The sequence below is a fragment of the Pseudomonas sp. UBA7500 genome, from assembly GCF_002478435.1.
Taxonomy (GTDB): domain Bacteria; phylum Pseudomonadota; class Gammaproteobacteria; order Pseudomonadales; family Pseudomonadaceae; genus Aquipseudomonas; species Aquipseudomonas palmensis.
The window spans coordinates 152,755-177,732 of sequence record NZ_DLNW01000003.1 but is presented as its reverse complement, the minus strand read 5'-3'; the positions used below and the strand labels follow the sequence as shown (position 1 = coordinate 177,732).

The following is a 24,978-nucleotide window of genomic DNA, read 5'->3' as shown; positions in this document are numbered from 1 at the left end:
GTCAGGTGACAGCCGCCAGAATGACAACGGCCCGACCTCCAGAAGAGGCCGGGCCGTTGCCGGGCAGCATGATGCAGCCGTGTTACTTGTCGGCGTGGAACGCCGCTTCAGCGGTTTCGAAACGCTTGACCATCGCAGCCGACGGGCTGCCCGCCTTGCTCACGAAGTAGATCGCCAGCGATGCGAACAGGAAGCCCGGGATGATTTCGTACAGGCCCATGGTGTCGAACTGCTTCCACAGGATCACGGTCACCGCGCCCACCACGATACCGGCCAGTGCGCCGTCGCGGGTCATGCCCTTCCACAGTACCGAAATCAGCACCACCGGGCCGAAGGCGGCACCGAAGCCGGCCCAGGCGTAGGCCACCAGGCCCAGCACGCGGTTGTCCGGGTTGGCGGCCAGCGCGATGGCGATCAGCGCAACCGCCAGCACCATCAGGCGACCGACCCATACCAGCTCGACCTGCGAGGCGTTCTTGCGCAGGAAGGTCTTGTAGAAGTCTTCGGTCAGGGCGCTGGAGCACACCAGCAGCTGGCAGCTCAGGGTACTCATCACTGCTGCCAGGATGGCCGACAGCAGCACACCGGCAATCCACGGGTTGAACAGGATCTTGGCCAGTTCGATGAACACGCGCTCGTGGTTCTCGGTGACCGGGCCGGCCACTTCAGGGTGCGCCGAGAAGTAGGCGATGCCGAAGAAGCCCACGGCCACGGTACCGGCCAGGCACAGGATCATCCAGGTCATGGAGATGCGACGGGCATTGGCGATCGATTTCACCGAGTCTGCCGCCATGAAGCGCGCCAGGATGTGCGGCTGGCCGAAGTAGCCCAGGCCCCAGCCCATCAGCGAGATGATGCCGATGAAGGTGGCGCCCTTGAACATGTCGAAGTTGCCCGCGCCCTGGGCTTCGATGGCCAGGAAGGTGGTGTCGAAGCCGCCGGTGGCGATCAGCACGATCACCGGGGTCAGGATCAGCGCGAAGATCATCAGCGTGGCCTGCACGGTATCGGTCCAGCTCACCGCCAGGAAGCCACCGACGAAGGTGTAGGCGATGGTGGCAGCAGCACCGGCCCACAGCGCCGTTTCATACGACATGCCGAAGGTGCTTTCGAACAGGCGGGCACCGGCCACGATGCCGGAGGCGCAATAGATGGTGAAGAACACCAGGATCACGATTGCCGAAATGATGCGCAGCAGGCCGCTGTGGTCTTCGAAACGGCTGGCGAAATAGTCCGGCAGGGTCAGCGCGTCGCCGTTGTGCTCGGTCTGCACGCGCAGGCGGCCGGCCACGAACAGCCAGTTCAGGTAGGCACCGACGGTCAGGCCGATGGCGATCCAGGCTTCGGAAAGGCCCGACATGTAGATGGCGCCCGGCAGGCCCATCAGCAACCAGCCGCTCATGTCCGAGGCACCGGCCGAGAGCGCGGTCACCACGCTGCCGAGGCTGCGGCCACCGAGGATGTAATCGGAAAGGTTGTTGGTGGAGCGATAGGCCATGAAGCCGATCAGCACCATTGCCGCGATATAGATCACGAACGTGATCGTGATTGGATTGCTAAAACTCATTGTTGCGCCCTGGCGTTTGTTTTTATGTAGTGACAGCCGCTAACGGTTGCACCCAGGCGGCGAATCCTATGCAACAACGCAAACAAGGTGCAACCAGTTTCTTCAGTCAAGTTGCACCTGGTCGGATATTTCGCATAACAACGTGTTTTTGCTCCATTTGGGAGCAAAAACCGCCGTTTACATAAGCAAATGCACCTTGAACAGCCATTTATGCTGTGGGGTTTTAGCCACCGGACGAGTAGCACTGCTCAACGCGATTATTTGGGTTGCACTAGGTTGCACCCACAAAGGCGCCCGGCTAATCTTGGCGCCAGCTTAGCCACGGCCCAGTGGCAATAATGAGGATAAGAAATGGCGACGACCACCCTTGGGGTCAAACTCGACGACCCTACCCGCGAGCGACTGAAAACGGCTGCGCAGTCCATCGACCGCACCCCGCACTGGTTGATTAAGCAGGCGATCTTCAACTACCTGGAGAAGCTCGAGGGTGGCGCCACCCTGACCGAACTCAGCGGTCAGCCCGGCAATCAGAGCGACGACGCCGGCGATGTGCAGGCCGACCACTCGCACCAGTGCTTCCTCGAGTTCGCCGAGAGCATCCTGCCGCAGTCGGTGCTGCGCGCCTCGATCACCGCCGCCTACCGTCGTCCGGAACCGGAAGTGGTGCCGATGCTGCTGGAGCAGGCACGCCTGCCCGCGCCCATGGCTGAGGCCACCCACAAGCTGGCCGCCGGCATTGCCGAAAAGCTGCGCAACCAGAAGAGCGCCAGCGGCCGCGCCGGCATCGTCCAGGGCCTGCTGCAGGAGTTCTCGCTGTCGTCCCAGGAAGGCGTGGCGCTGATGTGCCTGGCCGAAGCCCTGCTGCGCATTCCCGACAAGGGCACCCGCGATGCGTTGATCCGCGACAAGATCAGCACCGGCAACTGGCAGCCGCACCTGGGCAACAGCCCGTCGCTGTTCGTCAACGCCGCCACCTGGGGCCTGCTGCTGACCGGCAAACTGGTGTCCACGCACAACGAATCCGGCCTCACCTCCTCGCTCAGCCGCATCATCGGCAAGAGCGGCGAGCCGATGATCCGCAAGGGCGTCGACATGGCCATGCGCCTGATGGGCGAGCAGTTCGTCACCGGCGAGACCATTGCCGAAGCCCTGGCCAATGCCAGCAAGTTCGAAGCCAAGGGTTTCCGCTACTCCTACGACATGCTTGGTGAAGCCGCGCTCACCGAGCACGACGCGCAGAAATACCTGGCCTCCTACGAGCAGGCCATCCACGCCATCGGCAAGGCCTCCCATGGCCGCGGCATCTATGAAGGCCCGGGCATCTCGATCAAGCTCTCGGCCCTGCACCCGCGCTACAGCCGCGCCCAGTACGAGCGCGTGATGGACGAGCTGTACCCGCGCCTGCTGTCGCTGACCCTGCTGGCCAAGCAGTACGACATCGGCCTGAACATCGACGCCGAAGAGGCCGACCGCCTGGAGCTGTCGCTGGACCTGCTCGAGCGCCTGTGCTTCGAGCCGCAGTTGAGCGGATGGAACGGCATCGGCTTCGTGATCCAGGCCTACCAGAAGCGCTGCCCTTACGTGATCGACTACGTCATCGACCTGGCACGCCGCAGCCGTCACCGCCTGATGATCCGCCTGGTAAAGGGCGCTTACTGGGACAGCGAGATCAAGCGCGCCCAGGTCGAAGGCCTGGAAGGCTACCCGGTGTACACCCGCAAGGTGTACACCGACGTCTCCTACATCGCCTGCGCCCGCAAGCTGCTGTCGGTGCCCGAAGCCATCTACCCGCAGTTCGCCACCCACAACGCCCACACCCTGTCGGCCATCTACCATATCGCCGGGCAGAACTACTACCCGGGCCAGTACGAGTTCCAGTGCCTGCACGGCATGGGCGAGCCGCTGTACGAACAGGTGGTGGGCAAGGTGGCCGACGGCAAGCTGAACCGTCCGTGCCGCGTGTACGCCCCGGTCGGCACCCACGAAACGCTGCTGGCCTACCTGGTGCGTCGCCTGCTGGAAAACGGCGCCAACACCTCGTTCGTCAACCGCATCGCCGACCAGTCGATCTCGATCCAGGAACTGGTGGCCGACCCGGTCGCGACCATCGAGCGCATGGCCACCCAGGAAGGCGGCTTCGGCCTGCCGCACCCGCGCATCCCGTTGCCGCGTGACCTGTACGGTGCCGAGCGCGCCAACTCCAGCGGCATCGACATGGCCAACGAACACCGCCTGGCCTCGCTGTCGTGCGCCCTGCTGGCCACCGCGCACAACGACTGGAAAGCCGAGCCGATGCTCGGTTGCGCGTCCAGCGACGAAGCTGCCGCACCGGTGCTGAACCCGTCCGACCACCGTGACGTGGTCGGCCACGTGCAGGAAGCCACCGTCGAGGACGCCGACAACGCCATCCAGTGCGCACTCAACGCCGCACCGATCTGGCAGGCCACCCCGCCGGCCGAGCGTGCCGCGATCCTGGAACGTGCCGCCGACCTGATGGAAGGCGAGATCCAGCCGCTGATGGGCCTGCTGGCCCGCGAAGCCGGCAAGACCTACGCCAACGCCATCGCCGAGGTGCGCGAAGCGGTCGACTTCCTGCGCTACTACGCGGTGCAGGCACGCAACGACTTCAGCAACGACGCCCACCGCCCGCTGGGCCCGGTGGTGTGCATCAGCCCGTGGAACTTCCCGCTGGCGATCTTCAGTGGCCAGGTGGCTGCAGCGCTCGCTGCCGGCAACCCGGTACTGGCCAAGCCTGCCGAGCAGACCCCGCTGGTGGCCGCCCAGGCCGTGCGCCTGCTACTCGAGGCCGGCATCCCGCAAGGCGTGGTGCAACTGCTGCCGGGCCGTGGCGAGACCGTCGGTGCGCGCCTGGTAGGCGATGACCGGGTCAAGGGCGTGATGTTCACCGGTTCCACCGAAGTGGCGCGCCTGCTGCAACGCAACATTGCCGGCCGCCTGGACAGCCAGGGCCGTCCGATCCCGCTGATCGCCGAAACCGGTGGCCAGAACGCGATGATCGTCGACTCCTCGGCGCTGACCGAGCAGGTGGTCATCGACGTGGTCTCCTCGGCCTTCGACAGCGCCGGCCAGCGTTGCTCGGCCCTGCGCGTGCTGTGCCTGCAGGAAGACTCGGCCGACCGCGTGATCGAGATGCTCAAGGGCGCCATGGCCGAAAGCCGCCTGGGCAACCCGGAGCGCCTGAGCGTGGACATCGGCCCGGTGATCGACGCCGAGGCCAAGGCTGGCATCGAAAAACACATCCAGGGCATGCGCGACAAGGGTCGCAACGTGTATCAGGTGGCCATTGCCGACGGTGAAGAGATCAAGCGCGGCACCTTCGTGATGCCGACCCTGATCGAGCTGGAAAGCTTCGATGAACTGCAGCGTGAGATCTTCGGCCCCGTACTGCACGTGGTGCGCTACAACCGCAAGCACCTCGACCAGCTGATCGAGCAGATCAATGCATCCGGCTACGGCCTGACCCTGGGCGTGCACACCCGCATCGACGAGACCATCGCCAAGGTGATCGACAACGTCCATGCCGGCAACGTCTACGTCAACCGCAACATCGTCGGCGCCGTGGTCGGCGTGCAGCCGTTCGGTGGTGAAGGCCTGTCGGGTACCGGCCCCAAGGCGGGTGGCCCGCTGTACCTGTACCGTTTGCTGTCCACGCGCCCGGCCGATGCCATCGAGCAGTCGTTCCAGCGCAGCGACGCCGGCACTGCCCCGGACGTGCGTCTGCGCGAGCAGTTGCTCAAGCCGCTGCAATCGCTCAAGGCGTGGGCCGGCAGCAACCAGCAGGCCGAGCTGGCGCAGCTGTGCGAGCAGTTCGCGCAGCAGTCGCAGAGCGGCGTCACCCGCCTGCTCAACGGCCCGACCGGCGAGCGCAACAGCTACACCATCCTGCCGCGCGAGCACGTGCTGTGCCTGGCCGAGTCGGAGGCTGATCTGCTGACTCAACTGGCAGCGGTAATGGCGGTGGGCAGCTCGGCAGTGTTCGTCGACGGCGAGCCGGGCAAGGCCTTGCGTGGGCGCTTGCCGAAGGATGTGCAGGCGCGCATCAAGCTGGTGAGCGACTGGGCCAAGGACGAGGTGGTGTTCGACGCGGTGCTGCATCACGGCCATTCGGACCAGCTGCGCGCAGTATGCGAGCAGGTGGCCAAGCGTGCCGGTGCGATCGTGGGTGTGCAGGGCTTGTCGTCGGGTGAAACCGCGATTGCGCTGGAGCGCCTGGTGATCGAGCGTGCGTTGAGCGTGAACACCGCCGCGGCAGGCGGCAATGCCAGCCTGATGACCATCGGCTAACCACCGAGGCGTTGCCAATCGCGGGTCAGGCCCGCCCCCACAGGATCGATGCAGATTCTTGTGGGGGCCGGCCTGGCCCGCGATTTTTTTTGCGGACACACACCTGACAACGGTTCTGACCCCTCATCACCCCCACCTATTAACCTGTCCACCTCCCGCCCGCATGCCTAGACTCGGCCCCATCCCCACCAAGGTATGGCCGCCATGTCCGACACCCTGCTCAGCGCCCGCAACCTGGCCTTCGAACTCTACGAAGTGCTCGACGCCGAGGCCCTCACCCAACGCCCACGCTTCGCCGAGCACAGCCGCGAAACCTTCGACGCCGCGCTGCACACCGCTCGCACCCTGGCCGAAAAATACTTCGCCCCGCACAACCGCAAGGGCGACGAGCACGAGCCACGCTTCGAGAACGGCCAGGCCATCCTCATCCCCGAGGTCAAACCTGCCGTCGACGCCTTCCTCGACGCCGGATTTCTCAACGCCAACCGCGACTTCGAGGCCGGCGGCATGCAGTTGCCCACCCTGCTCTCGCAAGCCTGCTTCGCCCACTTTCAGGCCGCCAACGCCGGCACCACCGCCTACCCGTTCCTGACCATGGGCGCCGCCAACCTGATCGAGAACTTCGGCACCGACGAGCAAAAGCGCCTGTTCCTGCAACCGATGATCGAGGGCCGCTTCTTCGGCACCATGGCCCTCACCGAACCCCACGCCGGCAGCTCGCTGGCCGATATCCGCACCCGCGCCGAACCCGCCGCCGACGGCAGCTTCCGCCTCAAGGGCAACAAGATCTTCATCTCCGGGGGCGATCACACGCTGTCCGAGAACATCGTGCACCTGGTACTGGCCAAACTCCCCGACGCACCACCCGGGGTAAAGGGCATTTCGCTGTTCATCGTGCCCAAGTTCCTGGTCAACCCGGACGCCAGCCTGGGCCAGCGCAACGATGTGGTGCTGGCCGGCCTGTTCCACAAGATGGGCTGGCGCGGCACCACCTCCACCGCACTCAACTTCGGCGACAACGGCCAGTGCGTCGGCTACCTGATCGGCCAGCCGCACCAGGGCCTGGCCTGCATGTTCCAGATGATGAACGAGGCGCGCATCGGCGTGGGCATGGGCGCGGTGATGCTCGGCTACGCCGGCTACCTGTACTCGCTGGACTACGCCCGCCAGCGCCCGCAAGGCCGCCTGCCCGACAACAAGAACCCCGCCACCGCCGCCGTGCCGATCATCCAGCACAGCGATGTGAAACGCATGCTGCTGACCCAGAAGGCCTACGTCGAAGGCGCTTTCGACCTGGGCCTGTACGCCGCCCGGCTGTTCGACGACAGCCATACCGCCGCCACCGAAGACGAGCGCCAGCATGCCCAGCAACTGCTCGACCTGCTGACCCCGATCGTCAAGTCGTGGCCGTCCGAGTTCTGCCTCAAGGCCAATGAGCTGGCGATCCAGATCCTCGGTGGCCACGGCTACACCCGCGATTACCCGGTAGAGCAGTACTACCGCGACAACCGCCTGAACCCGATCCACGAAGGCACCCACGGCATCCAGTCACTCGACCTGCTCGGGCGCAAGCTGGCCCAGCACGGTGGCGCCGGCCTCAAGCAACTGGTACGCCTGATCGCCGGCACTTGCGCCCAGGCCCAGGCCTACACCCGCCTGGACCCGTTGCGCGAACCGCTGGAACAACTGCTCAGCCGCCTGCAGCACGTGACCCTGGGCCTGCTTGGCGAGTTGTCCACAGGCCAGGTCAACAGCGCCCTGGCCAACTCGGCGCTGTACCTCAAGGCCTTCGGTCACTGCGTGATCGGCTGGCGCTGGCTGGAGCAGGCGATTCGCGCCGAACAGGGCCTGGCCCGCGGCAACCCGGCCGATACCGGGTTCTATCGGGGCAAGTTGCAGGCCGCACGGTTTTTCCTCACCTGGGAAGTACCGGCCTGCCATAATGACCTCGCATTGCTCGAGGCCCGCGACGACACCTGCCCGGGCATGCACGAGGAGTGGTTCTGAGGGGGAACCACCGTCACCCGGAGGTTCGCGCATGTTCGATTTCACCGCGCCGCTGCGCCAGCGTTTCGCTGGCCTGAACAGCGGCGCCGAGTTTTTCTCCCTGCGCTATGTGCAGGAAGCCCACCAGCACCTGTCGGTGCGCAAGAACATCGCCGAACCACCCAGCCTGACCCGCGACCAGGGCGCGATGCTCACCGTGCGCGTCAACGGCGTGGAGGCCTACGCGGCCACCGCCGACCTGTCCCAGGCCGGCCTGCAACGCGCCCTTGACCAGGCCGAGGCGCTGGCCCGCCAGATCGCGTGCCACGCCCTGCTCGACCTGCGCGAGCAACCGGTGTCCAGCGCCCGCGCCGACTACTGCTCGCCCAACCTCAACAGCACCTTCCCGGCCCTGGCCGACTGCTATGAACTGCTGGCCCGCGAATCGGCCAGCGTGCCGGGCGATTCGCGCCTGGTGAACTGGCAGGCCAGCCTGGGCCTGAGCACGGTCGAGCAGATCTACCTCAACAGTGCCGGCGCCGAACTGCGCCAGGCGCAACGCTTCGTGTTCCCCGGCATGAGCGTCACCGCCTTCGACGGCAGCGACAGCCAGAGCCGCAGCCTGGGCCGCGAGAACTTCGGCCAGCAGGGCGGCGTGGATGTGATCGAGCGCTGCGGCCTGCTCGGTGCCGGGGCCCAGGTGGCCGACCAGGCCCTGCAACTGCTGCTGGCGCCCAATACCCCGAGCGGGGTACGCGACCTGCTGCTGATGCCCGACCAGATGATGCTGCAGATCCACGAGTCCATCGGCCACCCGCTGGAGATGGACCGCATCCTGGGCGACGAGCGCAACTACGCCGGCACCAGTTTCATCAAGGCCCAGGACTTCGGCCACCTGCAGTACGGCTCGGCACTGCTCAACGTGACCTTCGACCCGGCCATCCCCGAAGAGCTGGCCAGCTACGCGCACGATGACGACGGCACCCCGGCCCACAAGCAGTTCCTGATTCGCGAGGGTGTACTGGTGCGCCCGCTGGGAGGTGCGCTGTCACAGTTCCGCTCGGGCCTGGACGGCGTGGCCAACAGCCGCGCCTGCGGCTGGAACCGCGCACCGATCGACCGTATGGCCAACCTCAATATCGAGCCGGGCGACAAGTCCCTGGCGCAACTGATCGGCGGCATCGAGCACGGCATCCTGATGCGCACCAACCGCTCGTGGTCCATCGACGATGCGCGCAACAAGTTCCAGTTCGGCTGCGAATGGGGCCAGTTGATCGAGCACGGCGAACTCAAGGGCGTGGTCAAGAACCCCAACTACCGCGGTATTTCCGCCGGTTTCTGGCGCAACCTCAGCGCCGTGGGCGACGCCAGTACCTTCCAGGTGCTCGGCACGCCCAACTGCGGCAAGGGCGAACCCAACCAGGTGGTGCGCGTGGGCCATGCCTCGCCGGCCTGCGTGTTCAGCCAGATCGACGTATTCGGAGGAGACGCCTGATGGCCGCCAGCCCTTTGCACAACTTCCAGGACCTGGTCGCATGGCTGCGCGACAACGTGCGCGCCCCCGAACAGTTCACCCTGAGCTACAGCGCCGAGCAGTCGCAATTCATCCGTTTCAACCATGCCAGGGTGCGCCAGGCCGGCGACGTGCAACAGGCCGGCGCGAGCCTGAAGCTGATTGCCGACGGTCGCCAGGCCGACCTGCACCTGACCCTCAGCGGCGAGCCGGCGCTGGACCGCGAGCGCCTGCACCAGGCACTGGCCGAGCTGCGCCAGATCCTGCCGCTGATCCCTGCCGACCCGTACCTGTTGCTCAACGACAGTGCCTGGCACAGCCATCAGGTACAGGACGGCCCGCTGCCGGATACCGCACGGGTGCTCGAGCAGATCGAACACGGCGCCGGCGCGCTGGACCTGGTGGGCATCTATGCCGCCGGGCCGATCAGTCGCGGCTTTGCCAGTTCGTTCGGCGCCTCTGGCTGGCATCAGGCCAACAGCTTCAATTTCGACTTCAGCCTGTTCCACGCCAATGGCCAGGCGGTGAAGGCCAACTACGCCGGGCAGGTGTGGGACAACGCCGCGTTCGCCCGGCGCCTGGCCCAGGCCCGCGAGCAGCTGGAGTACCTGGGTCGCCCACTCAAGACCCTCGCCCCCGGCCAGTACCGCGCCTACCTTGCACCGGCAGCGATGGACGAGATCATGGGCATGCTGTGCTGGGGCGGTTTTTCGGCGCAGGCCATCGCCAGCAAGGACAGCCCGCTGCAACGCCTGTATGCCGGCGATGCGGCATTGAGCCCGCTGGTGAACATCACCGAACAGGTCAGCGGCTCGCTGAGCCCGGCGTTCTCCGGCGAAGGCTACCCACGCAGCGACGTGCAGCTGGTGGACGCAGGGCAGGCGCGCGAACAGCTGACCAATGCGCGCAGCGCCGCCGAGTTCGAGCAGGTCGCCAATGGCGCCGAGGCCCACGAGTGGCCGAGCGCCTTGAGCCTGGCCGCCGGCGAGCTGGCGCTGGATGAGGTGCTCGCCAGGCTGGGTACGGGGTTGTACATCAGCAACCTGTGGTACCTGAACTACTCCGACCTGCCGGCGGCGCGCATGACCGGGCTGACGCGCTTTGCGACATTCTGGGTCGAGGACGGTCAGATCCAGGCGCCGGTCAGCACCATGCGCTTCGACGACAGCGTGTACAGCCTGCTCGGCTCGCAGCTGGAGGCGCTCACGACCGAGCGCGAGCTGATCCTGTCGACCAGCACCTACGGACAGCGCCAGACCAGTTCGAGTCATTTGCCGGGGGCGCTGGTCAAACGCCTGACGCTGACATTGTGATGCCACCATCGCGGGTCAAGCCCGCTCCCACAGGGATCACCGCCGCCCCTGTGGGAGCTGCGGTTCGACGCTTCGACTTGCCCGCGAAGGGGCCCTCAAGGACATAGAGCATGCCCAACCGCACCCCGCTGGACCCCGTCACAGCCCGCTGGATTCCCTGGGTAGTGGCCATCGCCTTCTTCATGCAGTCGCTGGACGGCACCATCCTCAACACCGCGCTGCCGGCCATGGCCCGCGACCTGGCGGAAAACCCGCTGCGCATGCAGTCGGTGATCATCGCCTACATGCTCACCGTGGCCCTGCTGATCCCGGCCTCTGGCTGGATCGCCGACCGCTTCGGCACCAAGCGCATCTTCTTCAGCGCGATCCTGCTGTTCAGCATCGGCTCGCTGCTGTGTGCACTGTCCAACAGCCTCGGCATGCTGGTCGGCGCCCGCGTGATCCAGGGCCTGGGCGGCGCGCTGATGCTGCCGGTGGGGCGCCTGGTGGTGCTGCGCGCCTACCCGCGCACCGAACTGGTGCGCATCATGAGCTTCATCACCATCCCCGGCCTGCTCGGCCCGCTGCTGGGCCCGACCATGGGCGGCTGGCTGGTGGAGTACCTGAGCTGGCACTGGATCTTCCTGCTCAACCTGCCGGTCGGCGCGCTGGGCTGCTACGCGGTGTGGAAGTTCATCCCCGACCTGCGCGGCTCCGAGCGCACACGCTTCGACGGCGTGGGCTTTGTGCTGTTCGGCGCCGCGATGGTGCTGATCACCATCGCCATGGAGGGCCTGGGCGAGCTGCACCTGCCGCACCTGCGCGTGATGCTGCTGCTGTTCGCCGGCATGGCGTGCCTGGCCGCCTACTGGCTGCGCGCCGGCAGCATCGACAACCCGCTGTTCTCGCCCCGGCTGTTTCGCACCCGTACCTTCTCGGTGGGCATCCTCGGCAACCTGTTCGCCCGCCTGGGCAGCGGCGCACTGCCGTTTCTGGTGCCGTTGCTGCTGCAGGTGGCGCTGGGCTATTCGCCGTCCCAGGCCGGCATGAGCATGATCCCGCTGGCCGCCTCGGCGATGGTCGCCAAGTCCATCGCCCGGCCGCTGATCGAGCGCCTGGGCTACCGCACCATCCTCACCGGCAACACCCTGCTGCTGGGCGTGCTGCTGTGCAGCCTGGGGCTGGTCAACGAACACACCCCGTATGCCCTGCTGCTGGTGCAACTGGGGCTGCTGGGGGCGGTGAACTCGCTGCAGTTCACGGCGATGAACACCGTGACCCTGATCGACCTGGACGACGCGAGCGCCAGCAGCGGCAACAGCCTGCTGTCGGTGGTGGCGCAGCTCTCGCTGAGCCTGGGTGTGGCCTGCGCCGGCGCACTGCTGGGCGGCTTTACCGGCGCCGGCAGCGGCGATGGGGTGGAGACCACGCTGGGCGCGTTCCAGCTGACCTTCCTGACCATCGGCCTGATGTCGATGCTGGCGGCGGCGATCTTCATGCAGCTGTCCAGGGCGGACGGAAGGCGTGCCCGTCGTCCGGAACCGGAGATCGAGGCTTAGGGCTAATGGCCACGAGGCTGGTACACTGCGCGACATTTTGTTTTGCAGGCCCGCCTCGTGACCACCATTGCCACCGAATTCGCCACCTTGCCGCTGTCCGCCGCCATGCTGGCCAACCTGGACGCCCTCGGCTACGCCCAGATGACCCCGATCCAGGCCCAGAGCCTGCCGGTGATCCTCAAGGGCATGGACCTGATCGCCCAGGCCAAGACCGGCAGCGGCAAGACCGCCGCGTTCGGCATCGGCCTGCTCAACCCGATCAACCCGCGCTACTTCGGCTGCCAGGCCCTGGTGCTGTGCCCCACCCGCGAGCTGGCCGACCAGGTGGCCAAGGAGCTGCGCCGTCTGGCCCGCTCCGAAGACAACATCAAGATCCTGACCCTGTGCGGCGGCGTGTCCCTGGGCCCGCAGATCGCCTCGCTGGAGCACGGCGCGCACATCATCGTGGGCACCCCGGGCCGCGTGCAGCAGCACCTGCGCAAGGGCACCCTGGTGCTCGACGGGCTCAACACCCTGGTGCTCGACGAAGCCGACCGCATGCTCGACATGGGCTTCTACGACGCCATCGCCGACATCCTCGGGCAAACCCCGGAGCGTCGCCAGACCCTGCTGTTCTCGGCCACCTACCCGGCCGGCATCAAGCAGCTGTCGGCCGCATTCATGCGCAACCCGCAGCAGGTCAAGGCCGAGTCGCTGCATGCCGACACGCAGATCGAGCAGCGCTTCTACGAGATCTCGCCCGAGCAGCGCATGGACGCGGTGACTACCCTGCTGGCGCACTTTCGTCCGCAGTCGTGCGTGGCGTTCTGCTTCACCAAGCAGCAGTGCCAGGAAGTGGTCGATCACCTCAAGGCCAAGGGCATCGCCGCCGAGTCGCTGCATGGCGACCTGGAGCAGCGCGACCGTGACCAGGTGCTGACCCTGTTCGCCAACCGCAGCACCTCGGTGCTGGTGGCCACCGACGTGGCCGCGCGCGGGCTGGATATCGACGCGCTGGACATGGTCATCAACGTGGAGCTGGCGCGGGACTCGGAAATTCACGTGCACCGCGTGGGCCGCACCGGGCGTGCCGGCGAGAAGGGCCTGGCGGCGAGCCTGGTGGCCCCGTCCGAAGCGCACCGCGCCCAGGCCATCGAGCAGCTGCAGAAGGCGCCCCTGCGCTGGGAGCAGATCGACAGCCTCAAACCCCAGGCCGGCGGCCCGCTGGTGCCGACCATGAGCACGCTGTGCATCGGTGCCGGGCGCAAGGACAAGCTGCGGCCGGGCGACATCCTGGGTGCGCTGACCGGTGATGCCGGCATCCCGGGCACCCAGGTGGGCAAGATCGCGATCTTCGATTTCCAGGCCTTCGTGGCGGTGGAACGCGGCGTGGCCAAGCAGGCGCTGCAGCGGCTCAACAGCGGCAAGATCAAGGGGCGCTCGCTGCGGGTTCGCATCGTCTGAGTCGTTTATCGCCTATCAGGGCCTCATCGCGGGTCAAGCCCGCTCCCACAAGGACTTGCATACCTCCTGTGGGAGCGGGCTTGACCCGCGATAGCTTCAACACCTATTTGAGGATTTTGCAGTGCGTTCCACCGAAGTGATCATCATCGGCGCTGGCGCCGCCGGCCTGATGTGCGCCATCCACGCCGCCAACCGCGGCCGCCAGGTGCTGCTGCTGGACCATGCCAACAAGCCCGGCAAGAAGATCCTGATGTCCGGTGGCGGGCGCTGCAACTTCACCAACCTGTACACCGAGCCGGCCAACTTCCTCTCGCACAACCCGCACTTCTGCAAGTCGGCCCTGGCCCGCTACACCCAGTGGGACTTCATCGAGATGGTCGGCAAGCACGCCGTGCCCTATCACGAGAAAAAACTCGGCCAGCTGTTCTGCGACAACAAGTCCAGCGACATCCTCGACATGCTGCTCAGCGAGCTCCAGAGCGCCGGCGCCGAGCTGCGCATGGACACGCGCATCGAGCAGATCGAAAAGCTCGAGCATGGCTACCTGCTCGAAACCAGCATGGGCACGCTGCAATGCCAGTCGCTGGTGATCGCCACCGGCGGCCTGTCGATCCCGACTTTGGGTGCCACCGGTTTCGGCTACCAGGTGGCCCGCCAGTTCGGCCACACCCTGCTGCCGACCCGCGCCGGGCTGGTGCCCTTCACCATCACCGAGCCGCAGCTCAAGGCCATGTGCACCGAGCTGTCGGGCACCTCGGTGGACTGCGTGGCCAGCTGCAACGGCACCAGCTTTCGCGAGAACCTGCTGTTCACCCACCGTGGCCTCAGCGGCCCGGCGATCCTGCAGGTGTCGTCGTTCTGGCACAGCGGCGACAGCGTCGAGATCAACCTGCTGCCCGAGCATGACGCCCTCGCCTGGCTGCAACAGCAACAGGCCGAACGCCCCAACAGCGAACTCAAGACCCTGCTTGGCGAGGTCTTCACCAAGAAGATGGCCAACCTGCTGGCCGAGCACTGGTTCGTGTCCCGGCCGATGAAGCAGTACACCCCGGCCGAACTGGCCGAGGTCGCCGACAAACTGGCGGCCTGGCAGGTGGTGCCGGCCGGCACCGAGGGCTATCGCACCGCCGAAGTCACCCTGGGCGGGGTCGACACCCGCGAAGTGTCGTCCAAGACCCTGGAGTCGCTGAAAAGCCCCGGCCTGTATTTCGTGGGCGAAGTGCTGGACGTCAGCGGGCACCTGGGCGGGTTCAATTTCCAGTGGGCCTGGGCATCGGCCTACGCGGCCGCGCAGTTCGTCTAACCTTCGCGTTAGAATCGCGCATCACGGAACAAATTTTGCTGGTACGTGACCACGGTGACAGTTCGCTGCCACCGTGACCGGCTCAATTTCGATCATCGCCAAGCAGGCCTGCCGCCCTATCATGTCATCGTCTTCCTTGCGTCACTCGCTGCGTCGTTTGTGGGCCCTGGACAAGTTCAGCTACAGCATCCGGGTATTGATCGCGCTGACCGGCAGCATGGCGCTGTGCTGGTACCAGGACGAGATGGGGCTGCTGATCCCGCTGTTCCTGGGCATCATCGCCAGCGCCCTGGCCGAGACCGACGACAGCTGGCAGGGCCGGCTCAACGCCCTGGCCGTGACCCTGGTGTGCTTCACCGTCGCTGCGCTGTCGGTGGAGCTGCTGTTCCCCTACCCGATCCTCTTCGGCTGCGCCCTGGCGCTGGCGGCGTTCGCGCTGACCATGCTCGGCGCGCTGGGCGAGCGCTACGGCGCCATCGCCTCGGCCACACTGATCCTGTCGGTGTACACCATGATCGGCGTGGACCAGCGCGGCGGCCAGGTCACCGACTTCTGGCACGAGCCCTTGCTGCTGGTGGCAGGCGCCGCCTGGTACGGATTGCTGTCGGTGCTGTGGCAGGCGCTGTTCTCCAACCAGCCGGTGCAGCAGAGCCTGGCGCGGCTGTTTCGCGAACTGGGCCGCTACCTCAAGCTCAAGGCCACCCTGTTCGAGCCCATCCGCCAGCTGGACGTGGAGGCCCGCCGCCTGGAACTGGCCCAGCAGAACGGCAAGGTGGTGGCCGCCCTCAACGCCGCCAAGGAAATCATCCTGCACCGCGTGGGCAATGGCCGCCCCGGCTCCAAGGTGAGCCGCTACCTGAAGCTGTACTTTCTGGCCCAGGACATCCACGAGCGCGCCAGTTCCTCGCACTACCCCTACAACGCTCTCACCGAGGCGTTCTTCCACAGCGACGTGCTGTTTCGCTGCCAACGCCTGCTGCGCCAGCAGGGCAAGGCGTGCGTGCAGTTGTCCGAGTCGATCCAGCTGCGCCAGCCGTTCGTCTACGACACCAGCTTCGCCGCCGCACTGGAAGACCTGCACGCCTCGCTCGAGCACCTGCGCATCCAGAGCAACCCGGCCTGGCGTGGCCTGCTGCGCTCGCTGCGGGCGCTGGCGGCGAACCTGGCAACCCTCGACCGCCTGCTCGGCGATGCCAGCAACCCCGACAACCTGGCCGACAACAGCGACTCGAGCCTGCTCGACCGCTCGCCGCGCAGCCTCAAGGATGTGTGGAGCCGCCTGCGCCAGCACCTCACGCCGACCTCGCTGATCTTTCGCCACGCCCTGCGCCTGCCACTGGCGCTGTCGATCGGCTACGGCATGGTGCACCTGATCCACCCCACCCAGGGCTACTGGATCATCCTCACCACGTTGTTCGTGTGCCAGCCCAGCTATGGCGCCACCCGGCGCAAGCTGGTGCAGCGGATCATCGGCACCGCCATCGGCCTGACCGTGGGCTGGGCGCTGTTCGACCTGTTCCCCAGCGCGATCATCCAGTCGCTGTTCGCGGTGGCCGCCGGGGTGGTGTTCTTCGTCAACCGCACCACCCGCTACACCCTGGCCACGGCGGCGATCACGCTGATGGTGCTGTTCTGCTTCAACCAGATCGGCGACGGCTACGGCCTGTTCCTGCCGCGCCTGTTCGACACCCTGGTGGGCAGCCTGATCGCGATCCTGGCGGTGTTCCTGTTCCTGCCCGACTGGCAGGGCCGTCGGTTGAACAAGGTGCTGGCCAACACCCTGAGCTGCAACAGCACCTACCTGCGCCAGATCATGCAGCAGTACGCCCAGGGCAAGAGCGACGACCTGGCCTACCGCCTGGCCCGGCGCAACGCGCACAACGCCGACGCGGCGCTGTCGACCACGCTGGCCAACATGCTCATGGAGCCGGGGCATTTTCGCAAAGAGGCCGACGTGGGCTTTCGCTTCCTGGTGCTCTCGCACACCCTGCTCAGCTACCTCTCCGGGCTGGGTGCACACCGTGACAGCGCACTGGCACCCGAGGCCCACGAGCAGTTGATCGACGGCGCGGGTGCCAGCCTGGCCGCCAGCCTCGACGAAATCGCCACTGGCCTTGCCAGCAAGACCCCGGTGGCGATCCACAGCGACGCCGAGGAAGCCCTGGCGGCGAGCCTTGAGCAGATGCCCGAGGAAATGGACGAGAACCAGCGCCTGGTGCAGACCCAGCTGGCACTGATCTGCCGCCAACTGGGCCCGCTGCGCACCCTGGCCGCGCACCTGATCAAGGACACCCCGGCCTGACTACAGGCCGTAGTCCTTGAGCAACCGGGCATAGCTGCCATCGGCCTTCATGGCGGCGATGGCCTTGTCGAAGCCGGCCACGATCTGGGCATGCTGCGGATGCCTGAGGCTGACCAGGATGTGCAGGCTGTTCTCGCTCACCGGCTTGCCGAAGAACTGCACGCGGTTGCGCACGTCCGCGCTTTCACGCTGCAGGTAGTAGCGCGCCACGTATTCGTCCTCCAGGGTCAGGCGCACCCGCCCGGCAGCCAGCATGCCCACCGCCACCGAAAAGTCGCGCACCGGCACCTTCTGCAGACGCCCGTCATTGTCGAATTCGGCCGCATAGGCATAGTCGCGCACCACCGCGATGGCGTGCGGGTAGAGATCGCTCAGGGTATCGAAACGCAGCACGTCGCCCTTGCGCTTGAGCAGCCGCACGCGGTTGCTCAGGTAGCCCTGGGAGAAGGCCCCGATGCGGGTACGCGCATCGCTCTGCCAGGCGTTGATCAGCACATCGTAGCGGCCCTCGCCGATGCCCCGCAGCGCGCGCGCCCACGGCGCCTGCTCGAACTCGCTGGCAAACCCGGCACGCTCCAGGGCGGTGGTGACAAGGGCGGTGGCCAGCCCGCCCCTGGGTAGGCGGGCGTCGGTGAAGGGGGGCCAGGCATCGGCCACCAGCCGCAGTTTTTCGGCCTGGGCCGACTGGGCACAGAGCAGCAATCCAAGCAAACCCAAGGCTCGAAGCAGTGGCCGCATGCTCAAATCCCTTAGCGGATCAGGTCCGCGTTCTTGTTGAATGGCATGAGATTTCTGTTGGCGCAAAGCTAGGCTGCACGGCCAGATTACACAAAGATTCCGGTATCGGGCAGTGCCGGGTGATAGCTAATTGCCTCTATTTTTGCCGATTCCGCGCCGACTTGATCCATGGCAATTCGCGACCTTCGCCCTGAGGTGCTCGGCGTGGTTATGATCGGGGCATTACACAGGAGAGAAACGCGATGAGCATCGACTGGATCTGCAAGCATCACACCGACCTTGGCAAGCAACAGCTGTACGCGCTGCTGACGCTGCGCATCGAGGTGTTCGTGGTGGAGCAGAAATGCCCGTACCTGGAAACCGATGGCCAGGACCTGGAGGGCGACACCTGCCACCTGATGGCCTGGCGCGATGGCGAGCTGGTGGCGTACCTGCGCCTGCTGGACCCCGAGTCACAGGGCGGCGACGTGGTGATCGGGCGGGTGGTGATTGCGCCGTCGGCGCGGGGCGAGGGGCTGGGGCATGCACTGATGGTGCAGGGGCTGGCACAGGCCGAGAAGCACTGGCCAGGGGTGCCGGTGTACCTGTCCGCACAGGCGCACCTGCAGGCCTACTATGCGCGGCACGGGTTCGAGGTGGCCGGGGAGGCGTATCTGGAGGATGGCATCCCGCACATCGGTATGCGCCGGGGCTAGACGCTTCGCCGGCAAGGCCGGCTCCTACAGGGGTTGGTGCAGGGGCCGGGCTAGCCGGCGGAGGGGCTTCAGGGGTAGCCCAGCACCTGGCGGATACTGCGCAGATGCTGGGTGATCCACTGCTTGTCGATCGCGCCCCAGTCACGTATCCGGTAATGCCCGGCATGGTTGCGCGCACCTTCCTGCTGCTCGAACTCGCACACGATGTCCAGGTCGGCCAGCGCCGCGATGGTGTCCTGCGCCGTGCGCCGCGGCATGCCGGTGGCCTCCATCAGCGCCGGCACGCTGCTGGCGGTACGGCTGTCGATCAGCCACGCCACGTACAGGCGACGATAGAAACTGGTCTTGGTCTTGCTCACTTCCATTGGCAATTCCCTTTCGCTCACTGGGCACCGGACAGGTCGCGCCAGGTCAGGTAGATGCGCAGGTCGAACTCCAGTTGATGGTAGCCCGGCTGCATGTATTCGCAGAGTTGGTAGAACGCCTTGTTGTGGTCGCTCTCCTTGAGGTGCGCCAGTTCGTGCACCACGATCATCTTCAGAAACTGCGGCGCCGCGTCCTTGAACAGCGAGGCGATGCGGATTTCCTTCTTGGCCTTGAGCTTGCCGCCCTGCACGCGCGATACCGCAGTGTGCAGGCCCAGCGCACGGTGGGTGAGATCGAGGCGATTGTCGAACAACACCTTGTCCAGGTTCGGCGCATTGCGCAGGTGCTCCTGCTTCAGGGCCTGGGCATAGGCATACAGCGCCTTGTCGTTCTGTACCGCATGGCGCTCGGGGTAGCGTTGGCGCAGGTAGTCACCCAGACGGTTCTGGGCAATCATCTGGCGCACCTGGTCTTGCAGGGCAGGCGGATAGGCTTGCAGGTACTTGAGTACGGTCATGGGCACGGGGCATTGCAGGCAAAGGCGTCAGTGTACTCAATTCCCCGGCCGCCTCGTTGCGCCAGTCGAAAAAAGCCGGGAAATCACCGGCGCGCTGCGCCGTCAGGGGCCGTGCCACCAGGAAGCCCTGGGCATAGGCGCAACCGTTTGCCTGCAGCCACTGCGCCTGCTCCCGCGTCTCGACGCCCTCGGCCACCACACACACGCCATAGTCGCGGCACAGGCCGATGACACTGCGGACCAGCGCCGCGTCCGCCGCCGAACCGGGCAGGCGCGCCACCAGGTGCCGGTCGAGCTTGAGCGTGTCGATGGGCAGGTCGCGCAGCAGGCGCAGCGAGCACTCTCCGGCGCCGAAATCGTCCAGCGCCACTCGCACGCCCAGCTCGCGCAACCTGCGCAACTGACGCAGCGCGATGTCGAGGTTGGCGGCCAGCGAGGTTTCCGCCACCTCCACCTCAAGCTGGGCCGGGCGCAGGCCATGGCTGGCGATCACCCGCCCCAGTTCCTCGACCAGGTTGGGCATGGCGAACTGCACGCGGCTGAGGCTGATGCTCAGCACCAGGTCCGGCTCGAACCGCGCCGCCCAGGCGCGCCGCTGCGCCGCACCCTGGGTGTAGATCCAGCTGGCCAGCCGCGAGACCAGCCTGGCCTCCTCAAGCAACGGCAGGAACAACCCCGGCGGCACATCGCCGACACTGGGGTGCTGCCAGCGCAACAACGCCTCGAACCCGCGCAGGCGACCATCGGCAAACGCCACCTGCGGCTGATACACCAGGCTGAAGTCGTGCCGCTCGATCGCATCGCGCACACTGTCTTCGAGCATCAGGCGCGAGCGAGCACGACCGTTGAGCTCCTGGTCGTAGTAGCGGTACTGCTGGCGGCCGGCCTGCTTGGCGGCATACATGGCCGCGTCCGCCGCACGCAGCAGGCCGTCCAGGTGCGGCCCGCAATCGGAGTAGGTGGCGATGCCGATGCTCACGCCAAGCGTCACCTCCAGGCCGTCGATCTGCTGGCAGATGGACATGCGCTCGATCAGCTTTTCGGCAAAGCGCGCCGCCTGCTCCGGGTATTCCAGGGTATCGAGCAAGGCCGTGAACTCGTCGCCGCCCATACGCCCGAGGATCGCGTAGGCACCCAGGCATTCCTTGAGCTGTTCGCCCACCCAGTGCAGCACGCGGTCGCCGGCCGCATGGCCGAGCGAGTCGTTGATCCGTTTGAAACCGTCAAGGTCCATGTACATCAGGGCCTGGGCCTTGTCGGAATGCTCGCTGCGCAGCAGCGCAGCTTCGGCGGCCTGGCAGAACCCGCGACGGTTGAGCAGCCCGGTCAGCGGGTCGGTAACAGCCTGGAACTCCAGCTGCTGGTGCAGGTTGCGCACCACCGACATGTCCAGCACCGTCACCACCATCGCCCGCTGCTCGCCGGGCAGCGCCGCGCACGACAGCGCCACCGGCAGCGGCAACCCGGAGGCGGTGAGCAGCACGGCGTCGTGCAGGCGGTAGATATCGCGCTCCTGGTAGGCCTGGTAGAACGCCGAGTCGCGCCACCGGGTTGGCACGGGCGACTGCACGAAGCCCAGCAGGTCTGCGCCCTGCAATTGCTCCACCGGGGCCTGGAGCAGGCGCGAGATGGCCGGGTTGGCAAAGCGGATGCGACCGTCCTCGGCCACCACCAGGATGCCTTCGGCGGCGTTGTCCAGCACCGAGGCGTTGAATGCGCGCTCGGCCTCCAGGTCGCGGCTCAGGCGCTGCAAGGCACGCCGGTTGCGCTGCTGGTCGAGCAGGGCCTGGACCTTGGGCTTGAGAATGTGCGGGTCGAATGGCTTGAACAGGTAGTCCACCGCGCCACTGGCATAGCCCTTGAGCACGGCCGCCTGGGACTGTTCGTTGGCGGTCAGGAAGATGATCGGGGTCAGGCAGGTGCGCTGGCTGCCGCGCATCAGGCGCGCGACTTCGAAGCCGTCCATACCGGGCATCTGCACATCCAGCAGCACCAGGTCCACCTCATGCTCGAGCAGCGTGCTCAGGGCTTCGGTACCGGAGCTTGCGGTCAGCACACGCCAGTCCTCACGTGCAAGCAAGGCTTGCAGGCTGATCAGGTTTTCCGGGTAGTCATCGACGATCAGTAAAACCGAACCGCTGTCGTGAGTGTGAGGGTGCGCGCAATCCATGCTGCTTCTCTTGTGTAACGACGCCAGATTCCGGATGGAACTTGAGGCTTTACTCTAGACCTGGCTGAAACAAATCTGAAGTCAGCACATTGGCATCATCGGTATAAACAAAGTGTTGCCCGACTAACGGTCTGTCGCGTTGGGCCAGATCCGGTGTCCGTGGCGGCCCCGCAGCCAAAAACCCCCGGTTCCGGCCGGTGAAGCAGGCAGCACGGGCATAAAAAAACCCGCATCGCTGCGGGTTTTTCGTACAACCAACCAGGCTTAGTTGACCTTGGCGGCCAGCTCGCCCTTGGCATAGCGCTGGAACATCGCTTCGAGGGAGATCGGCTTGATCTTCGAGGCGTTGCCGGCGGTGCCGAAGGCTTCGTAGCGAGCGATGCACACGTCGCGCATGGCCTTGACGGTTTCACCGAAGAACTTGCGCGGGTCGAACTCGCTCGGGTTGGTGGCCATCAGGCGGCGCATGGCACCGGTGGACGCCAGACGCAGGTCGGTGTCGATGTTGACCTTGCGCACGCCGTACTTGATGCCTTCGACGATTTCTTCAACCGGTACGCCGTAGGTTTCCTTGATGTCGCCACCGTACTGGTTGATGATCGCCAGCCACTCCTGCGGCACCGAAGACGAACCGTGCATCACCAGGTGAGTGTTGGGGATGCGCTTGTGGATCTCCTTGATGCGGTCGATCGCCAGCACGTCGCCGGTAGGCGGCTTGGTGAACTTGTAGGCGCCGTGGCTGGTGCCGATGGCGATGGCCAGGGCATCGACCTGGGTACGCTTGACGAAATCGGCAGCTTCTTCAGGGTCGGTCAGCATCTGGCTGTGATCCAGCACGCCTTCGGCGCCGATGCCGTCTTCTTCACCGGCCATGCCGGTTTCCAGCGAACCCAGGCAGCCCAGCTCGCCCTCTACCGAAACGCCGCAGGCGTGGGCCATGGCCACGGTCTGCTGGGTGACACGCACGTTGTAGTCGTAGTCGGTCGGGGTCTTGCCGTCTTCGCCCAGCGAGCCGTCCATCATCACCGAGCTGAAGCCCAGCTGGATCGAACGCTGGCACACGTCAGGGCTGGTGCCGTGGTCCTGGTGCATGCACACCGGGATGTGCGGGAATTCTTCGATCGCCGCCAGGATCAGGTGGCGCAGGAACGGCGCACCGGCGTATTTGCGGGCACCGGCCGAGGCCTGGACAATCACCGGGGAGTCGGTCTTGTCGGCGGCTTCCATGATGGCGCGCATTTGCTCGAGGTTGTTGACGTTGAAAGCCGGAACGCCGTAGCCGAACTCGGCGGCGTGGTCCAGCATCTGGCGCATGCTAATGAGTGCCATTGTGTATCTCTCTCCCGACAAGCGTCGTTTTTCGTGCAAGCCTGCCGCAGCGGCGGTTGCTATTCAAGTAGTGTGGGCCGACAGCGGTCGGCCCGGCCAGTCACGGTGCCTTGCAGCCCCGCCCTATCAAATCGTTGGTCGCTACCCAGTACACCAGGCCTTCATCGCCCTTGGTGTGCAGGGCCAGCACGCCATCACTGTACAGCGCACCCGACGCACCGGGCTCCGGCTTGAGCCGGTAGACCTGATCGCCGCCACCAAGGCGTACATCCACCTCTTCCTGGCTGGCATCGGCAAACCGCCACAGCACCTCGGCCTGACTGTCACAGACCCAGCGGGTCCAGTTGTCGGTCGGGGCCGGGGTTGGCTTGAGGCTTGCGCAACCTGCCATCAGAACCAGGGCCATCAGGGCTACAACGCTTTTCATCGAATATCCTCTAGAAGACCACGAACCGGCCAACAGGTTGCCTCGAACCGATCAAGGGCAACCCGGGGCCTGGCGCTGGTGTTCCTCGTCATACTTCTCCAGCCCGTCCGGGCCGAGCCTCTTGCTGATCACCGGCACGGTCTCTGCCTGCCACTGCGACTGGTAGCAACCGCCCTTCGGCTTGCCGGGGGCATCCGCCGCAGGCTCCGGGCTGCCAGCGCAGGCGCTGAGCAGACCGGCCAGGATAAACACAGGCAACCGCTTGACCATCAGGCCACACTCCCTTTGCCAGGCTGAGCGAGTCAGGCCTTGGCCCGTTGTTCCAGCACGTCCACCGCCGGCAGCACCTTGCCCTCGACGAACTCGAGGAATGCACCGCCACCGGTAGAAATGTAGGAGATCTGGCTGGCCACGCCATATTTGTCGATGGCCGCCAGGGTGTCGCCACCGCCGGCAATCGAGAACGCGGCGCTGTCGGCGATGGCCTTGGCCAGGGTCCTGGTGCCGTTGCCGAACTGGTCGAACTCGAACACGCCCACCGGGCCGTTCCACAGGATGGTCTTGGACGACTTCAGCAGCTCGGCGAACTGTTCGGCGGTCTGCGGGCCGATGTCCAGGATCATGTCGTCCTCGGCCACCTCGCCCACCAGCTTGACGGTAGCCGTGGCGCTTTCGGCAAATTCCTTGGCCACCACCACGTCCACCGGCAGCGGCACGTTGACCTTGGCCGCGATGGCCTTGGCGGTGTCGATCAGGTCGGCTTCGTACAGCGACTTGCCAACCGGGTGGCCGGCAGCGGCCAGGAAGGTGTTGGCGATGCCGCCACCGACGATCAGCAGGTCGCACACCTGGCTCAGGCTGTTGAGCACGTCCAGCTTGGTCGATACCTTGGAACCGGCGACGATGGCGGCCATCGGCTTGGCCGGGGCCTTCAGGGCCTTGCCCAGTGCATCCAGCTCGGCGGCCAGCAGCGGACCGGCAGCGGCGACCTTGGCGAACTTGGCCACGCCGTGGGTCGAGCCCTCGGCACGGTGGGCGGTACCGAAGGCGTCCATCACGAACACGTCGCACAGGGCGGCGTATTGCTGGGCCAGTTCGTCGGCGTTCTTTTTCTCGCCCTTGTTGAAGCGCACGTTCTCGAACAGCACGATGTCGCCGGCCTTCACGTCCACGCCGCCCAGGTAGTCGGCCACCAGCGGCACCTCACGGCCCAGCGCCTTGCTCAGGTAGTCGGCCACCGGCTTGAGGCTGTTCTCGGCCGAGAACTCGCCTTCGGTCGGGCGCCCCAGGTGCGAGCAGACCATCACGGCCGCGCCCTTCTCCAGGGCCAGCTTGATGGTCGGCAGCGAGGCCAGGATGCGCGCGTCGCTGCTGACCACACCGTCCTTCACAGGCACGTTGAGGTCTTCGCGGATCAGTACGCGCTTACCTTGCAGATCGAGGTCGGTCATCTTCAAAACGGTCAT

The 24,978-nt window shown here is 66.0% G+C and carries 17 protein-coding genes and 1 pseudogene; 9 read left to right on the top strand and 9 right to left on the bottom strand.

The window, feature by feature from the left end; translation table 11 throughout:
• Window positions 1-82: 82 nt before the first annotated feature.
• Window positions 83-1,567, bottom strand: coding sequence for a sodium/proline symporter PutP (putP, locus tag B4I46_RS03695; protein WP_210013885.1), 1,485 nt, complete (start codon window positions 1,565-1,567; stop codon window positions 83-85).
• Between the two features lie 351 nt (window positions 1,568-1,918).
• On the opposite strand from putP, the gene putA reads away from it, so the two are divergent.
• The 8 genes from putA to yccS all read left to right on the top strand — a co-directional run bounded on the left by putA (window position 1,919) and on the right by yccS (window position 17,270).
• Window positions 1,919-5,872 carry a trifunctional transcriptional regulator/proline dehydrogenase/L-glutamate gamma-semialdehyde dehydrogenase gene (gene putA / locus B4I46_RS03690; protein ID WP_104573003.1) on the top strand — a complete coding sequence of 1,318 codons (3,954 nt, stop codon included), beginning with the start codon at window positions 1,919-1,921 and terminating at the stop codon, window positions 5,870-5,872.
• Between the two features lie 204 nt (window positions 5,873-6,076).
• On the top strand, window positions 6,077-7,879 hold the full coding sequence (locus tag B4I46_RS03685) for an acyl-CoA dehydrogenase (protein ID WP_286898684.1): 1,803 nt from the start codon (window positions 6,077-6,079) through the stop codon (window positions 7,877-7,879).
• Window positions 7,880-7,910: 31 nt separating this feature from the next.
• Window positions 7,911-9,353, top strand: a complete 1,443-nt coding sequence (locus B4I46_RS03680) for a TldD/PmbA family protein (protein WP_286898683.1) — start codon at window positions 7,911-7,913, stop codon at window positions 9,351-9,353.
• Window positions 9,353-10,684 (top strand): TldD/PmbA family protein, encoded by a 1,332-nt coding sequence (locus B4I46_RS03675; RefSeq protein ID WP_054915755.1) that lies wholly within the window; start codon window positions 9,353-9,355, stop codon window positions 10,682-10,684. Before B4I46_RS03680 ends, B4I46_RS03675 begins: the two co-directional genes overlap by 1 nt.
• Window positions 10,685-10,794: 110 nt before the next feature.
• A complete protein-coding gene (mdtD, locus tag B4I46_RS03670) occupies window positions 10,795-12,222 on the top strand; it encodes a multidrug transporter subunit MdtD (protein ID WP_043863589.1) in 1,428 nt (475 codons plus the stop codon).
• Window positions 12,223-12,327: 105 nt separating this feature from the next.
• On the top strand, window positions 12,328-13,665 hold the full coding sequence (gene dbpA / locus B4I46_RS03665; RefSeq protein WP_229589801.1) for an ATP-dependent RNA helicase DbpA: 1,338 nt from the start codon (window positions 12,328-12,330) through the stop codon (window positions 13,663-13,665).
• 121 nt (window positions 13,666-13,786) lie between these two features.
• Window positions 13,787-14,968, top strand: coding sequence for an NAD(P)/FAD-dependent oxidoreductase (locus B4I46_RS03660; protein ID WP_043863590.1), 1,182 nt, complete (start codon window positions 13,787-13,789; stop codon window positions 14,966-14,968).
• 121 nt (window positions 14,969-15,089) lie between these two features.
• On the top strand, window positions 15,090-17,270 hold the full coding sequence (gene yccS / locus B4I46_RS03655) for a YccS family putative transporter (protein ID WP_043863622.1): 2,181 nt from the start codon (window positions 15,090-15,092) through the stop codon (window positions 17,268-17,270).
• Here the strand turns inward: yccS and B4I46_RS03650 are convergent, their stop codons facing one another.
• On the bottom strand, window positions 17,271-18,008 hold the full coding sequence (locus tag B4I46_RS03650; protein ID WP_213606800.1) for a substrate-binding periplasmic protein: 738 nt from the start codon (window positions 18,006-18,008) through the stop codon (window positions 17,271-17,273).
• Window positions 18,009-18,250: 242 nt separating this feature from the next.
• Between B4I46_RS03650 and B4I46_RS03645 the strand changes: the two genes are divergently transcribed.
• Window positions 18,251-18,703, top strand: coding sequence for a GNAT family N-acetyltransferase (locus B4I46_RS03645; protein WP_054915757.1), 453 nt, complete (start codon window positions 18,251-18,253; stop codon window positions 18,701-18,703).
• A 68-nt stretch (window positions 18,704-18,771) separates the two neighbouring features.
• Here B4I46_RS03645 and B4I46_RS03640 read toward each other — a convergent pair whose 3' ends face one another.
• The 7 genes and pseudogenes from B4I46_RS03640 to B4I46_RS03610 all read right to left on the bottom strand — a co-directional run bounded on the left by B4I46_RS03640 (window position 18,772) and on the right by B4I46_RS03610 (window position 24,978).
• Complete coding sequence (locus B4I46_RS03640; RefSeq protein WP_043863593.1) at window positions 18,772-19,068, bottom strand: winged helix-turn-helix domain-containing protein; 297 nt, start codon at window positions 19,066-19,068, stop codon at window positions 18,772-18,774.
• 17 nt (window positions 19,069-19,085) lie between these two features.
• Window positions 19,086-19,586, bottom strand: a complete 501-nt coding sequence (locus tag B4I46_RS03635; protein ID WP_286898680.1) for a YgjP-like metallopeptidase domain-containing protein — start codon at window positions 19,584-19,586, stop codon at window positions 19,086-19,088.
• 61 nt (window positions 19,587-19,647) lie between these two features.
• Window positions 19,648-21,756 (bottom strand): annotated as a pseudogene (locus B4I46_RS03630) (putative bifunctional diguanylate cyclase/phosphodiesterase); the annotation flags it as partial.
• Between the two features lie 264 nt (window positions 21,757-22,020).
• Window positions 22,021-23,085, bottom strand: coding sequence for a class II fructose-bisphosphate aldolase (fba, locus tag B4I46_RS03625; protein WP_043863595.1), 1,065 nt, complete (start codon window positions 23,083-23,085; stop codon window positions 22,021-22,023).
• 100 nt (window positions 23,086-23,185) lie between these two features.
• Window positions 23,186-23,512: an MliC family protein gene (locus tag B4I46_RS03620; RefSeq protein ID WP_043863596.1), complete on the bottom strand. Its 327-nt coding sequence runs from the start codon at window positions 23,510-23,512 to the stop codon at window positions 23,186-23,188.
• Window positions 23,513-23,563: 51 nt separating this feature from the next.
• Complete coding sequence (locus B4I46_RS03615) at window positions 23,564-23,782, bottom strand: hypothetical protein (RefSeq protein ID WP_286898677.1); 219 nt, start codon at window positions 23,780-23,782, stop codon at window positions 23,564-23,566.
• A 32-nt stretch (window positions 23,783-23,814) separates the two neighbouring features.
• Entirely contained in the window at window positions 23,815-24,978 is a 1,164-nt protein-coding gene (locus B4I46_RS03610; protein WP_043863598.1) for a phosphoglycerate kinase, read from the bottom strand.